The organism is Kribbella pratensis, assembly GCF_004365355.1.
Taxonomy (GTDB): Bacteria; Actinomycetota; Actinomycetes; order Propionibacteriales; family Kribbellaceae; genus Kribbella.
Genome location: NZ_SODP01000001.1, coordinates 3098481 through 3111611, shown reverse-complemented (window position 1 = coordinate 3111611; position 13131 = coordinate 3098481). Strand labels below are relative to the sequence as shown.

The 13131-nt window shown below is 68.6% G+C and carries 15 protein-coding genes; 10 read left to right on the top strand and 5 right to left on the bottom strand.

The features are described 5' to 3' along the window. Positions 1–3: 3 nt before the first annotated feature. Entirely contained in the window at positions 4–888 is an 885-nt protein-coding gene (locus EV653_RS14685; protein ID WP_134102961.1) for an MBL fold metallo-hydrolase, read from the bottom strand. A gap of 82 nt (positions 889–970) precedes the next feature. Here EV653_RS14685 and EV653_RS14680 point away from each other — a divergent pair, with 82 nt between their 5' ends. Next, a complete protein-coding gene (locus tag EV653_RS14680) occupies positions 971–1834 on the top strand; it encodes a LysR substrate-binding domain-containing protein (protein WP_166679396.1) in 864 nt (287 codons plus the stop codon). Continuing rightward, positions 1821–2591, top strand: a complete 771-nt coding sequence (locus EV653_RS14675) for an SDR family NAD(P)-dependent oxidoreductase (RefSeq protein WP_134102957.1) — start codon at positions 1821–1823, stop codon at positions 2589–2591. Before EV653_RS14680 ends, EV653_RS14675 begins: the two co-directional genes overlap by 14 nt. A gap of 26 nt (positions 2592–2617) precedes the next feature. Here the strand turns inward: EV653_RS14675 and EV653_RS14670 are convergent, their stop codons facing one another. Then, positions 2618–3886, bottom strand: coding sequence for an ABC transporter ATP-binding protein (locus tag EV653_RS14670; RefSeq protein WP_134102954.1), 1269 nt, complete (start codon positions 3884–3886; stop codon positions 2618–2620). Between the two features lie 121 nt (positions 3887–4007). Continuing rightward, positions 4008–5153: an N-acetylglucosamine-6-phosphate deacetylase gene (locus EV653_RS14665; RefSeq protein WP_134102951.1), complete on the bottom strand. Its 1146-nt coding sequence runs from the start codon at positions 5151–5153 to the stop codon at positions 4008–4010. A gap of 37 nt (positions 5154–5190) precedes the next feature. Here EV653_RS14665 and EV653_RS14660 point away from each other — a divergent pair, with 37 nt between their 5' ends. Further along, positions 5191–5616, top strand: a complete 426-nt coding sequence (locus EV653_RS14660; protein ID WP_134102949.1) for a PASTA domain-containing protein — start codon at positions 5191–5193, stop codon at positions 5614–5616. A gap of 17 nt (positions 5617–5633) precedes the next feature. Here EV653_RS14660 and EV653_RS14655 read toward each other — a convergent pair whose 3' ends face one another. Continuing rightward, the gene (locus EV653_RS14655) at positions 5634–6278 is read right to left on the bottom strand and encodes an HAD family hydrolase (RefSeq protein ID WP_134102946.1); all 645 of its coding nucleotides are present in this window, start codon (positions 6276–6278) and stop codon (positions 5634–5636) included. 43 nt (positions 6279–6321) lie between these two features. On the opposite strand from EV653_RS14655, the gene EV653_RS14650 reads away from it, so the two are divergent. From EV653_RS14650 to EV653_RS14640, 3 genes are read left to right on the top strand one after another with little or no spacing between them, the layout of a single operon-like run. Then, a complete protein-coding gene (locus EV653_RS14650; protein WP_166679395.1) occupies positions 6322–6975 on the top strand; it encodes a methyltransferase domain-containing protein in 654 nt (217 codons plus the stop codon). Then, positions 6972–7991 carry a DUF4037 domain-containing protein gene (locus EV653_RS14645; RefSeq protein ID WP_134102939.1) on the top strand — a complete coding sequence of 340 codons (1020 nt, stop codon included), beginning with the start codon at positions 6972–6974 and terminating at the stop codon, positions 7989–7991. Before EV653_RS14650 ends, EV653_RS14645 begins: the two co-directional genes overlap by 4 nt. Positions 7992–7994: 3 nt before the next feature. Beyond that, positions 7995–9029, top strand: a complete 1035-nt coding sequence (locus EV653_RS14640) for an enolase C-terminal domain-like protein (RefSeq protein ID WP_134102936.1) — start codon at positions 7995–7997, stop codon at positions 9027–9029. Here EV653_RS14640 and EV653_RS14635 read toward each other — a convergent pair whose 3' ends face one another. Next, a complete protein-coding gene (locus EV653_RS14635) occupies positions 9030–9725 on the bottom strand; it encodes an SDR family oxidoreductase (protein WP_202871598.1) in 696 nt (231 codons plus the stop codon). 172 nt (positions 9726–9897) lie between these two features. Here EV653_RS14635 and EV653_RS14630 point away from each other — a divergent pair, with 172 nt between their 5' ends. The 4 genes from EV653_RS14630 to EV653_RS41130 form a co-directional block, all read left to right on the top strand. Beyond that, complete coding sequence (locus EV653_RS14630) at positions 9898–10908, top strand: acetylxylan esterase (RefSeq protein ID WP_134102930.1); 1011 nt, start codon at positions 9898–9900, stop codon at positions 10906–10908. Positions 10909–11003: 95 nt separating this feature from the next. Further along, entirely contained in the window at positions 11004–11417 is a 414-nt protein-coding gene (locus EV653_RS14625; protein ID WP_134102928.1) for a glyoxalase superfamily protein, read from the top strand. Continuing rightward, the gene (locus EV653_RS14620) at positions 11414–12379 is read left to right on the top strand and encodes an RNA polymerase subunit sigma-70 (RefSeq protein WP_134102925.1); all 966 of its coding nucleotides are present in this window, start codon (positions 11414–11416) and stop codon (positions 12377–12379) included. The genes EV653_RS14625 and EV653_RS14620 overlap by 4 nt, the downstream gene beginning before the upstream one ends. Before the next feature lie 10 nt (positions 12380–12389). Continuing rightward, positions 12390–13131, top strand: a 742-nt coding sequence (locus EV653_RS41130; RefSeq protein WP_166679394.1) for a beta-phosphoglucomutase family hydrolase, incomplete at its 3' end; no start/stop codon positions are given.

The following is a 13131-nucleotide window of genomic DNA, read 5'->3' as shown; positions in this document are numbered from 1 at the left end:
CGCTTACTCGGCACACAGGCAGTTGATGCCGGGCTCGATCCAGTCCTGGCCGGACCATTCGGGATGACGCTCGATCAGCAGGGCTTTGACCTCGGCGCGGATGTCGGACTCGCTCAGGGCAGAGTCCCGTCGGCGCCAGGTCTCGTCGCGGAGTTCGCGGAGGTAGTCGCCGACGGAGGTGAGGATCTCCGGGCCGCCGAGCTCGCCATGACCGGGTACGACGATCTTCGGCGCGGTCGTGGTCAGTCGATCTATCACGGACAACCAGCCGACGCCGGACACATCGACGTCGTACGGCGGGAACCACGGGAAGATCGCGAACTGTCCCGTCTCGGCGAGGTCGCCGGTGAACAGCACGCCCGCGTCCGGTACCTGGATGACCTGATCGCCCTTGGTATGCCCGCGACCGGTGGCCCGCAGCTCGACGATCCGTCTGCCGAGATCGAGGTCGCGCGCGTCCCCGTACACCTCGTCGGGCGTGGGGATCTCGACGTCCTCGAGCCGCTCGGCGATCGAGCCGCCGAAGCCGCGGAACATCTCCAGATATCCGGCGCCCTTGGACTCCAGGTCGTCCGCCTGCGCACGGTTCACCAGGTACGTCGCGTGCCCCGCGAAGACCTGAGCGCCGAACGCGTGCTCGGGATGGAAGTGGGTCGTGGTGAGGTACAACCGTCGGCCGCGCGCTACCTCCGTCGCGAACGCCAACACCTCCGAGGCGTTGGCGATGCCGATGCCCGTGTCGACGACCAGGACGGCATCGGTGCCGCCGATGATGCCGATGTTGGGCACGAGGTCGACCTGCTTGTTCGGGATTACGAGCAGGTCGGGCGCGAGCTCCTGGGCGTCGGCAACGCGGACGGCGGGGTCGGGCAGCAGTACGTCGGTCATGCTCCGATCCCACCTCCTCCACCGTCGCGACGTCCAAGACCGATCCGGTCGCAGCGATACCGTGCGGGTATCGTCGCTGGTCATGGAGCTGCGCACCCTGCGGTACTTCGTCACCGTTGCCGAGGAACTCCACTTCGGCCGGGCAGCGACGCGGCTGCAGATGAGCCAGCCGCCACTGAGCCGGGCGATCAAGCAGCTGGAGCGAGAGCTCGGCGCCACGCTGTTCGACCGCTCCTCGGCGGGGGTCGCGCTCACGCCGGCAGGCGTCGTACTGCTGGAGGAGGCGCGGACCCTGCTGGAGCAGGCCGATCAGGTGCCGGCACGGGTACGCGGCGCGGTCAGCTTCACGATCGGCATGCTGGGGGACAGCACCGATCCGGGCGCGACCCGGTTGGCGGCCGCGTACCGGCAGCAGCATCCCAGTCTGGAGGTCCGCATTCGCGAGGCCGATCTGACCGATCCGACGTGCGGTCTGCGGGCCGGTCTCGTCGACGTGGCGCTGACCCGGGCACCGTTCGACGAGACCGGATTGACCGTGCAGGAGCTGCGTGCGGATCCAGTCGGCGCCGTACTGCGGGCCGACGATCCGTTGGCACAGCACGATGAGTTGAAGCTCGCGGACCTGGCGGATCGACGGTGGTTCCAGTTTCCTGCGGACACCGACCCGATCTGGCAGTCGTACTGGAACGGCGGCCGGCATCGGGAAGGTCCGGTCGTGCGGTCGGTCCAGGAATGTCTGCAGGCCGTGTTGTGGAACGGCACGGTCAGATTGAGTCCGCTCGGGCACAACCCGCCGGGCGAGCTCACCGTCGTACCGATTCTCGACCTGCCGCCGAGCCGGGTCGTGACGAGCTGGAAGACGGGGGAGACCAACCCGCTCGTCCAGTCTTTTGTCGAGCTCGCCTCCACCGCGTACCGGGGACAATGGCCCGATGAGCGTTCTTGACAAGTTCTCGTTGGCCGGGCGGACGGCGTTGGTGACTGGTGGCTATCGCGGCCTCGGGCTTGCCTTCGCCACCGGACTGGCCGAGGCCGGCGCGGATGTAGTGATCGGGGCACGCGATGTCGCGGCGTCCAAGGAGGCGGCCGCGCGGCTGGCCGAGCGCACCGGGCGGACGGTGATCGGCGTCGGTCTCGATGTGAACGACCGTGCGTCCGGTCAGGCCGCGGTCGAGGCCGCGCTGGAGGAGACCGGTCGCTTGGACATCCTGGTGAACAACGCCGGAGCCTGCGTGCATCGGCCGTCGCTCGACATCCCGGACGAGGAATGGGACGAGGTGTTCTCCACGAACGTCGACGGTCTGTGGAAGCTCAGCCAGACGGCCGCGCGCCACTTCACCACGGTCGGCGGCGGCACCATCGTCAACATCGGCTCGATCTCGGCACAGATCGTGAACCGTCCGCAGTGGCAACCGGCGTACAACGCGTCGAAGGCCGCCGTACATCAGCTCACCAAGTCGCTCGCCGCCGAATGGGCGCCGTTGAACATCCGGGTGAACGCGGTCGCGCCCGGTTATGTGAAGACCGAGATGGCGCCGGTCGACGAGCCGCAGTTCAAGGCGCGTTGGATCGACGACGCCCCGATGCAGCGGTACGCCGTACCGGAGGAGATCGCGCCGACCGTCGTCTTCCTCGCGTCCGACGCGTCCAGCTTCATGACCGGCTCAGTTGTGGTGATCGACGGCGGCTACACCCTTCACTAGCTGGTCGCGCCGGCAGCCGGAACCAGCTAGCGGGTGATGCGGTCCACTCGGTGGCCGGTTTGGTCGAAGACGTGGATGCGGGCGGTGTCCAGGGCCAGGTGGATACGGGAGCCGCGTTTCAGGTCGGCTTCGGCGGGCAGCTCGATGACCAGGTCAGCTCGCCGGTGAGTGGGAGGCAGGAGCTCCGGCGGGGCGGTTGTGCGGGCGGGCCGGACTCGCGACAGGACCCTGGTCAGCACCGACGAGGGCGCGTCCTGAGGTGGTACTGCGTGCAGCGGTCCCGTCCGGCCGACGTGGTCGGGGTTGACCGCCTCGATCCCGCACTCGACGAACGCGATGGATTGTTGCCCGTGGAACTCGAACGCGCGCAACGTGCCGGACAGTTGGTTCGCGACGTCCTCGTCGGTGATGACCCGGAAGGCGTTCGAGCGGGCTCCGACGATGACCTGGGCGCCGTCGTGGTGGCGCAGGACCAGCGAGCGGCGATCGGGCGGGGGCAGGGCGATGGACTGGGTGCCGAAGTCGAGCGCCACCCGATGATGTGCGGTGACGCGGACGGTCGCGGACAGCAGGTTGATCCTCGGTGCGCCGAGGAACCCGGCGACGAATGCGGTCGCGGGGTCGTTGTAGACCTGCGCCGGGGTGCCGACGTCCTCGATCCGGCCGTCGCGCATCACCGCGATCCGGTCGGCCAGCGTGAGCGCCTCGACCTGGTCATGGGTCACGTACAGCGTGGTGACGTGCAGGTCCCGCGTCATCGCGCCGATCTCCTGGCGCAGCTCGGTCCGCATCGTGGCGTCGAGGTTCGACAGCGGTTCGTCCAGCAGGAACACGTTCGGACGGCGGACGAGCGCCCGCCCGATCGCGACGCGCTGACGCTGCCCGCCGGACAGCGTCCGCGGCATCCGGTCGAGAACCGACCCGATGCTGAGGATCTGCGCCAGGCCGGCGGCGGTCGAGCTCGCGGCGTCGTCGCCGTGCCCGGCGACCTGGAGCGGGAACATGATGTTCTCGCGGACGGTCCGGTTCGGGTAGAGCGCGCCGGTCTGGAAGACCATCGCCACCTGGCGATCCTTCGGCGGCAACCGGGTTCCGTTGGTCCGGCCGAACCAGATCTCGCCGGCCGTCACCCGCTCGAGCCCGGCGATCATCCGCAGCAGCGTGGTCTTCCCACACCCCGACGGCCCGAGCAGCACCATGAACTCGCCGTCGGCCACGTCGAGGGACAGCTCGTCGACAGCCAGGTGTTCCCCCTCGAACACCTTGGACACCCCGTCGAGCCGGATCGCTGTCATCCCGTTTCTTATACGGGAAGACCGGTCGACCGGCAAGGACTGAAGCCCGCTCTGCAGGTACTTGCAGACGGCAAGATTGAGCACCTGACTGTTGCTATAGGCAAGCGTTTGTGCAGGCCGATCAAACTGCGGTCTGCGGGGTGCCGTTGACGACGACCGTGACGAGATCGCCGATACCGCCCTCGGGGGTGCGCGTCAGTTGGATGAGGTCGGCTCGGGCGCCGACTTCCAGGCGGCCGCGGTCCGTCAGGCCGAGGAGGTTGGCCGGGGTGGTGGTGGCCATCGTGACGGCGGTGTCGAGGGGAAGGCCGCCGGGGCCGGTGGACCAGCGGAGGCAGTCGAGGAGGGATGCGCCGCTGCCGGCGAGGTACGGCGTACCTTGCAGGCGCAGGCTGCCGTCGGGGCCGACGGTGACTGCGCCTCCGACTGCCGTCGTGTAGTCGCCGGGGGCGCAACCGGCTAGCGCGGCGGCATCGCTGGTGAGTACGCAGCGCGTGGGGCCCTTGGCCCGGACGAAGGCGGCGAAGGTGTCGGCGGGAAGGTGGTGGCCGTCGGCAATCAGCCCGGCGGTCAGGGCGTCCTCGACGAGTTGCGGCCAGATCGGATTGTAGTGCCGATCGAGCTGCACAGGCAGGGCGTTCCCGAGGTGCGTGGAAAGCCGCCCACCCGCGGCAGCGAACGCGTGGACCTCGTCAGCCGTGGCGAGGGAATGCCCGACCGATACGACCACCTCTTCCGCGAGGTGGCGGGTGAACTCGAGGGCCCCCTTGCGTTCGGGGGCCAGCGTCACGATGGCGATGGCGCCGCTCGCGGCCTTCTGCCAGCGGGCGAACTCGTCGAGGTCCGGGTCGCGGATGACGGCCGGGTCGTGTGCACCGCGGGCGCCCTCGACGCTGGAGATGTACGGACCCTCGAGATGCAGGCCGGGTACGCCGTACGCCGTTGTCGGATCGGCTGCTCTGGCCGCGGCGGCGCGGGTGACGAGGGCGGTGGTCGTTGCGTCGTCGGCGGAGATGATCGTGGGGTAGACAGTCGTGACGCCCTGCTGCCACAGCACGCGGACGAGGTCCGACAATTCCCCGGCCGGGCGAGTGGGATCGTTGACGTCCAATCCGGCGTACCCGTTGAGCTGAATGTCGATAAGGCCGGGGAGCAGTAGTAGGTCGGGTGCTGTCGGGTGGTCGGTGATCTCCTCGATGCCGGCTGCGGAGTACCGCACCCGCACGCCGCGGCCGTCGGCCGTCCGACCTTCCAGAACCTCAGTCATAGCTGACACAACTACAGCTTGTTAGGTCTTTTGGCGAATGGGGTATTGGTATCTGGTGGCTCGGGGATGGTTGGTGCTTGCGCTCGGCTCGCTGCTCCTGCTGACGGCGTGCGGAGCTTCCGGCACGGCCAGGGCTCAACCCACGGCGACCGTGACGGTCACGCAGACGGTGACCGCACCCGGAGCCAGCACGCCGCAGACTACTGCTCCGCAGAGCAGTGCGCCGCGGCCGTCCGTCGAGGCGGGTGTCGTGCCGAACGTCGTCGGCCTCAACCACCAACTGGCCCAGGACACCATGCAAGCCGCCGGCTTCTACTTCCTCACCGAAGAGGATGCGACCGGCCAGGGCCGTCTGCTGATCAACGACCGCAACTGGGTCGTCGTCTCGCAGCAACCGGCCGGCGGCACCCACGCAACGCCCGACACCAAGATCATCCTGCGCTCGAAGAAGAGCGGCGAGTAAGAAGGGGACCTGCTCGGTCAGCCCAGCCGGCGGATTGCCTCGGCGATCGAGTTGGTGACGGGGGCGCCTGTCGCCTCCAAGGATGACCGTGACATTGCGCCGGTCGAGACGAGGATGCACTGGGTGCCGGCTGCCTGGGCGGCCTCGCCGTCGTCCACGACATCGCCGATCAGTACGACGGTTGCCGGGTCGAGCTGTTGTGCTTCGAGGTGGCGGATGAGGCTGTCGGCCTTCGACCCACCGCCGATGGCAGCGGCCAGCCCGTCGATGCGGGTGAAGTACGACGTAAGCCCGTACTGCTCGACGGTCGGAGTCAGCCGCGCGTGGAACCACATCGACAGCAACGACTGCGTCCGTCCGCTCTCGGCGCACTGCCGCAGTACGTCGAGAGTGCCGCTGGCAAGCTCACAGGTGTGCAGCAGCGCGTCGTACCGCTCGTGGTAGAGCTTGTCGACCCGCGCCCACTCCTCCTCGTCGAGGGTGCGTTGCAGGATCTGCTCGTACGAGACCTGCATGGGCCGCGCGTACGCCGCCTGCCACTCGCCCCAGCTGAGTTCCGGCCGACCGAACCCGGCACAAACCTCGTTGACGGCGGCCAGTACGGCGTGATTGTCATTGAGCAGCGTCCCGTTCCAGTCCCACACCACATGCGAAGCCTTCATCTGGGCAACTGTAGACGGGCTCTCAGACTGGAAAGGTGGCCTAGTGGGTCAGATCACGGAGCTGACACAGGTAGTCCCTGCGGACCCTGGCAAGCCGGTTCGTCCCGAAGCAGCGTCCAGCCAGCGCACCTCGCGCGAGCTTGCCGAGCACCCGGACACGTGGTCGCACGAGCAGGCCGACGAGGTCGTACGCCGCTACACCGAGCTGGCTCCGGTCTGGGACGGTGACCGCGGTGGCTACCGCTCTGTCCCGCTCGCCGACGCACTCCAGCGTGGTGGGCCGTGGCCCGACGGACTGTGCTTGGAGGTCGGCTGCGGGACCGGACTGCTCTCCGCACTCATCCAGGACGTCTGGCCGAAGGTGATCAGCCTCGATCTGACCTGGGCGATGCTCAGTCGTTCACCTGCTGCGTGGCGTGTCCTGGGAGATGCGTCGCAACTGCCCGCCGGCGACGCGTCGGCACAGGCGGTCGTGCTGGCCGACGTACCTCTGTTTGCTGATGAGGTTGTGCGGACGCTGACGCCGGACGGGGTGGTCGTGTGGTCCAACGCGCTCGGTGAGGACGCACCGCATCACGTACCGATCGAGACCGTGCTGGGCGCGTTGGAGAAGGCTTCACGAGAGGACTGGTCTGCGGTGATGTCTCATGCGGGCTGGGGTTTATGGGCCGTGCTGCGTCGAGGGGAGGCGGCATGAGTTTCCGGAGTGCGGTGGAGATTGGGGTCGGGTTTCACGCGGACGTGATCGCGCCTTTGGTGGGGGAGGTGGAGTATGCGGCTGGGCTGCTTGGGTGGGGGTCGGATGTGCTCGGGTATGACACCGAACGCTCGACGGACCACGGGTGGGGCCCGCGGGTTGTTGTGCTGGTGGATGCGGGTGAGGTCGAGCGGGTACGGAAAGCCGTCGACGACGGACTGCCGGACGAGTACGACGGGCATGCGGTGCGCTTCGGCTGGGACAGTCAGGAGCCGGTGCATCATGTCACGGTCGCGACGCTGGGCGACTGGCTGCGCGGACAGCTCGGATTCGATGCGTCGCAGGGCATCGGTATCGCGGACTGGTTGGTCACGCCGCAGCAGCAGATCTTGGGCGTCGTCGCTGGTCAGGTGTACGCCGACGACGGTCGGCTGGCCGCAGTACGCGATGCGCTCGGCTGGTACCCGGACCAGATCTGGCGCTGGCTGCTCGCCTGCCAGTGGTCGCGGATCGCGCAGGAGGAGGCGTTCGTCCAGCGCACGTACGAGGTGGGAGACGAGCTCGGGTCGCGGGTTGTCACAGCTCGCCTGGTGCGTGACGTGATGCGCTTGGCGCTGCTGCAATCCCGCACCTATGCGCCGTACACGAAATGGCTGGGCACGGCGTTCGCGCGGCTCGATCACGCCGACGGACTGGACCAAGCGCTCGCCGACGCGACCGCGGCCGTGCGGTTCGCTGATCGTGAGCAGGCGCTCGTCACGGCGTACGAGCTGGTCGCGCGTCGCCACAACGCGCTCGGCGTCACCGAGGAGCTCGACCCGGCGCCACGGCCGTATTTCACTCGGCCGGCGCAGGTGATCGATGCGGGCCGCTTCGTGCGTGCGTGTCTGGCGACAGTCACCGACGATGCGGTGGCGCGCTGCGGGTTGATCGGATCGATCGATCAGTTCGCCGACAACACCGACGTCCTCAGCAATCCGGAGGCGTTCCGCAAGTTCGTCGCTGTCTATCGTTGAGCGATGACCCTCGCCAGCCACGTCATCCGCTCGATCACGACCGCCGACCACCGCTACGACTACCTCCGCACGATCGGTCGCAACTCGTTCCTCGGCAGCCACGGGAACGGCGGCAAGCAAACGGTCTACGTCGTGGAGACCGATCGCGGCGCCACCGGCTGGGGTCTGCCGCTGTGCGACGCCAACCCGCGCGCGCTGATCGGTCGCAACCTGGCCGAGCTGATCGACCCGGATCGCGGCGTGATCGACCCGGCGGCGGAGTTCCTGGACTACCCGCTGCACGACCTCGCGGCCCGGATCCTCGACGTACCGGTCTATGCGATGCTCGGCGGCCACGGCCCGACCCGGGTGCGTTGCTACAGCGGCGGCATCTACTTCGACGACCTCGACCACGGGCTGGAGGCGATCCGGACGAATCTCGCGCAGGACCACACCTTCGGGTTCCGCGACTTCAAGCTGAAGATCGGCCGCGGCCACCGCTGGATGGATTCGCGGGCCGGCCTGGCGCGCGACATCGAGGTGACCCGGCTGACGCGTGAGCTGTACCCGGACGCCGGGATCCTTGTCGACGGCAACGACGGGTTCACCCTCAACGGCCTGTTCGAGTACCTCGACGGCGTCGCCGACTGCGATCTGTACTGGATCGAGGAACCGTTCCAGGAACGCCGGCCTGATCTGCAGGCGCTCCGCGAACGCCTGCAGACGATGACGAACCGGCCGAAGCTTGCCGACGGCGAGTACGACCCAGATGTGGACCACGTCCTCCGTCTGGCCGGTGAAGGTCTCGTCGACGTGGCCCTGATGGACGTCATCGGCCACGGCCTCACCGCCTGGCGTCGCACCATGCCGCAACTCGCCTCCGAAGCCTCACCGCACGCCTGGGGAGTCCCGCTCAAGACCCTGTACGCCGCCCACCTCGCAGCCGGCCTCGGCAACATCCCGATCGTCGAAGGTGTCCCGGGACCCGATGCGTACACGCTCGAGGACGGGTACGTCGTCCTGTCCGAGGAGCCCGGCTTCGGCCTCGCGGCTCCGTAGTCAGGTCAGCGGTTCGCCGCCGTCCACGCGCAGCGTCGTACCGGTCACGAAGCTGTTGGTCATCGCGAACAGGACGGTCTGCGCGACGTCGTCCGCAGTACCGATCCGTCGGGCCGGGTTGCGTTCGCTGACGTCCCGGAAGTAGTCGTCCTTACGTGCGCCGAGCCCGTCCCACGCACCGGTGTCGATGACGCCGGGGGAGATCGCGTTCACCCGCACCGGCGCCAGCTCCAGCGCCAGTGAGCGCGCGAGGACGTCGGCCGCGCCGTTGGTGATCGCGACCGCGAGCGTGCCGACGGCGATCTTCGCCGCCGCGACACCGGAGAAGATCGTCAGCGAGCCGCCCGCGTTGATCCGCGGCGCGAGGTGCTTGGCGAGCATCAGCGGGCCGATCACCTTCGTGTCGAACGACGCCCGCACCGCGTCCCGGTCGAGGTCCGCGACCTTCCCGCGGGCCCGGGCCGACGCGGTTGAGACGATGTGGTCGACGGTCCCGAGCCGCTCGCCGAGCGCCGCGATCGAAGCCTCGTCGGTCAGGTCGACGTACTCGGTGGTGATGCCCGGCTCACCGTCGTACGCCGCCTTCAGCTTGTCCTGATTGCGACCCGCGGCGACGACCTGTGCGCCGGCGTCCCGTGCGGCCAGCGTGACCGCGCGGGCGATGCCGCCGCCCCGGCCGACGACCAGAACTGTCATGCCTTGAAGTGTCATGCCGCTTACCGAACACGAGCGGCCGGCCGGCTCGCATCCGCCACTGGCTGGCCTCCAGACGTCCTGTGCGGCGGCGTTGGGTGTGCTCGTTCGTGACTTTGTCCGCTATCGGAGATCGTTTACCGACACGGCTCCGGTGGGCGTAGGTTTGTCGCTCATGGCCATGTTCGACCTTTCCCTCGACAAGCTCCGCGAGTACCGGCCCGAGGTGGCCGCGCCCGCCGACCTGGTCGACTTCTGGCGCCGTTCCATCGAGAAGGCGCGCACCGACGACCTGTCCGCCTCGTTCACGCTGATCGACAACAAGCTGGCGCTGATCGACACCTACGACGTCACGTACGCCGGCTTCGGCGGGACGCCGGTCAAGGGCTGGCTGCACGTGCCGGCAGGCGCCACCGGCCCGCTGCCGACCGTCGTGCAGTACCACGGCTACTCCGGCGGCCGTGGCTTCCCGCACGCGACCACGCTGTGGGCGCAGGCCGGCTACGCCCACTTCGTGATGGACACCCGCGGTCAGAGCTACGGCGCCGGCGGTCTGGACGCCACGCCGGACGACACGCCGCATGCCGGTCTCAACCACACGCCGGGCTTCATGACCGCGGGTATCACCAACCCGGAGACCTATTACTACCGGCGGGTGTTCATCGACGCGGTCCGCGCGCTCGACGCGGTGAAGACGTCGCCGCTGGTCGACCCGGACAAGCTGATCGTCACCGGCGGCAGCCAGGGCGGCGGCATCTCGATCGCCGCGGCCGGTCTCGCACCGATCGCCGGTATCGAGCTGCTCGGCTGCGCGCCCGACGTACCGTTCCTGTGTCACTTCGAGCGGGCGCTGCAGATCACCGACAAGGACCCGTACGGCGAGATCACGCGGTACCTGAAGGGGTTCCGGCAGGACGTCGACGCGGCACTGCGGACGCTGAGCTACTTCGACGGCGTCAACCTCGGCCGGCTCGCCACGGCGCCCACGCTGTTCTCGGTCGCGCTGATGGATGCGACCTGCCCGCCGTCGACGGTGTTCGCGGCGTACAACCACTACGGCGCCACCGGGAGCGAGCAGAAGGACATCGAGGTCTACCAGTACAACGACCACGAGGGCGGCCAGACGTACCAGCAGCTGGCCCAGCTCGACTGGTTCGCGCAGATCTTCGGGGCCGCGACGAAGTAGTCATCGACGGACCGATGAGTTTGTGGTCCGGCCGTCGTTACACGGTCATCGATGTCGGTCAGACTGGGACCGACCGTGACCGCGGGAGGCCGCAGATGGACTGGAAACTCGAGCTCGTGATCGTGCCGGTGTCGGACGTGGATCGGGCGAAGAAGTTCTACACCGACCAGCTCGGGTTCGCCGAGGACGTGGACCACCGGGCCGGCGACTCGTTCCGGGTCGTGCAACTGACCCCGCCCGGGTCGGCGTGCTCGATCACGATCGGGACCGGCGTCACCTCGGCGAAGCCGGGCAGCTACCAGGGCACCCACCTGGTGGTAAAGGACATCGAGGCGGCCCGCGCCGAGCTGGTCGGCCGTGGCGTGGACGTCAGCGAGCCCTTCCACTTCGGCACCCAGGGCAAACAGGACGGTGTGCACCCCGACCGCTCCGACTACAACAGCTTCCTGTCCTTCGAAGACCCGGACGGCAACAACTGGACCGTCCAGGAGGTCGGGCACCAGTCATGACGACGCTGGAAGAGGCGGCGTTCGCGGGCGACGAGGCCGCGTTCGCCGACCTCGCGGGCCGGCACCGGCGCGAGCTCCACGTGCATTGCTATCGCATGCTCGCGTCGTACGACGATGCCGAGGACGCCGTGCAGGAGACGCTGCTGCGGGCGTGGCGCAGCCGCGATCAGTACGACGGGCGGACCTACTTCCGCGCCTGGCTGTACCGGATCGCGACCAACGTGTGCCTGGACGTCAACCGGCGACAGACCCGGCGCAGTACGTCGCCCGGCGACATGGCGTGGCTCCAGCCCTACCCGGACCGGTTGCTCGACGAGATCGCTCCGCCGGCCGATCAGCCCGACGCGGTCGTCGTGGACCGGGAGACGATCGAGCTCACGTTCCTGATCGCCCTGCAGGCGTTGCCTGCTCGTCAGCGCGCCGCACTGATCGCGCGCGACGTCCTCGGCTGGTCCGCGTCGGAGACCGCCGGTCTGCTGGACACCAGCGTTGCCGCGGCCAACAGTGCGCTCCAGCGCGCCCGCGTGACGATGCAGCAACGCCTGCCGGCCCGACGCTCCGAGTGGAGTGCACCACGCCCGACGGCCGAGGAGCGCGAGGTGCTGGATCGCTTCATCGACGCGCACCAGCGGTGTGACGCGGCGGCGGCGATCGCGATCGCGGCCGAAGACCTGCGGATCTCGATGCCGCCTGACCAGTTGACGTTCACCGGCCTGACCGCGTGCCTTCCGTTGTTCGAGCGGGGCATGGGGCCGAAGCGCGACGGCGAGTGGCGGTTGGTGCCGACCGCGGCAAACCGGTTGCCCGCGGCAGCGTCGTATCTGATGCGTCCGGGGGACACGGTGTGGCGGGCGTTCAAGCTCGACGTGCTGTGGGTCAGCGACCACAAGATCGTCGAGATCACCACCTTCGGCTACTCCCGTTTCCCCGCCTTTGGCCTCCCGGACCAGCTGACCCCCTAGGGTAGTGGTCATGCTGGGACTACCTGCGGGGATCCGGGCCTGTCTCTTCGACCTGGATGGTGTGCTGACCGACACCGCTGCCGTCCATGCCGCCGCGTGGAAAGAGATGTTCGACGAGTTCCTCCGCGCCTATTCGGAGCAACACGGGATCGCCTTCAAGGCCTTCGACGCCCGGGCGGAGTACGACGCCTATGTCGACGGCAAGCCACGGGCGGACGGGGTGCGGGACTTCCTGGCCGCGCGTGGCATCACGCTGCCTGTGGGCGCCGCCGACGATCCGCCGGACGCCATGACGGTGAACGGCCTCGGCAACCGGAAGAACGAAGCCGTCCAGCGCCGGATCCGGACCGAGGGCGTGCACGTGTTCGAAGGCTCGAGGCAGTACCTTCAGGCAGCCGAGCAGGCCGGGCTCCGCCGTGCGGTGGTGTCGTCGAGCGCGAACACCCGCGAGGTGCTGGACGTCACCGGACTCGCCAAGTACGTCGAGCAGATCGTCGACGGCGTGACGATCCGGACCGAAGGCCTGAAGGGCAAGCCGGCGCCGGACACGTTCCTCGCAGCGGCCAAGCGCTTCGGCCTCGACCCGTCCGAGGCGGCCGTGTTCGAGGACGCGCTGGCCGGTGTATCGGCCGGTCGCTCCGGCCACTTCGGGTACGTGGTCGGAGTGGACCGCGTCGGCCAGGCCGCCGAGCTGAAGTCGCACGGCGCCGACGTCGTGGTCCGCGACCTGGCCGACCTCTTGTCAGCCGATG

Coding starts and splice junctions, on each gene's coding strand:
- EV653_RS14685 (WP_134102961.1), bottom strand. CDS start 888: ATGACCGACGTACTGCTGCCCGACCCCGCCGTCCGCGTTGCCGACGCC.
- EV653_RS14680 (WP_166679396.1), top strand. CDS start 971: ATGGAGCTGCGCACCCTGCGGTACTTCGTCACCGTTGCCGAGGAACTC.
- EV653_RS14675 (WP_134102957.1), top strand. CDS start 1,821: ATGAGCGTTCTTGACAAGTTCTCGTTGGCCGGGCGGACGGCGTTGGTG.
- EV653_RS14670 (WP_134102954.1), bottom strand. CDS start 3,886: ATGACAGCGATCCGGCTCGACGGGGTGTCCAAGGTGTTCGAGGGGGAA.
- EV653_RS14665 (WP_134102951.1), bottom strand. CDS start 5,153: ATGACTGAGGTTCTGGAAGGTCGGACGGCCGACGGCCGCGGCGTGCGG.
- EV653_RS14660 (WP_134102949.1), top strand. CDS start 5,191: ATGGGGTATTGGTATCTGGTGGCTCGGGGATGGTTGGTGCTTGCGCTC.
- EV653_RS14655 (WP_134102946.1), bottom strand. CDS start 6,278: ATGAAGGCTTCGCATGTGGTGTGGGACTGGAACGGGACGCTGCTCAAT.
- EV653_RS14645 (WP_134102939.1), top strand. CDS start 6,972: ATGAGTTTCCGGAGTGCGGTGGAGATTGGGGTCGGGTTTCACGCGGAC.
- EV653_RS14640 (WP_134102936.1), top strand. CDS start 7,995: ATGACCCTCGCCAGCCACGTCATCCGCTCGATCACGACCGCCGACCAC.
- EV653_RS14635 (WP_202871598.1), bottom strand. CDS start 9,725: ATGACAGTTCTGGTCGTCGGCCGGGGCGGCGGCATCGCCCGCGCGGTC.
- EV653_RS14630 (WP_134102930.1), top strand. CDS start 9,898: ATGGCCATGTTCGACCTTTCCCTCGACAAGCTCCGCGAGTACCGGCCC.
- EV653_RS14625 (WP_134102928.1), top strand. CDS start 11,004: ATGGACTGGAAACTCGAGCTCGTGATCGTGCCGGTGTCGGACGTGGAT.
- EV653_RS14620 (WP_134102925.1), top strand. CDS start 11,414: ATGACGACGCTGGAAGAGGCGGCGTTCGCGGGCGACGAGGCCGCGTTC.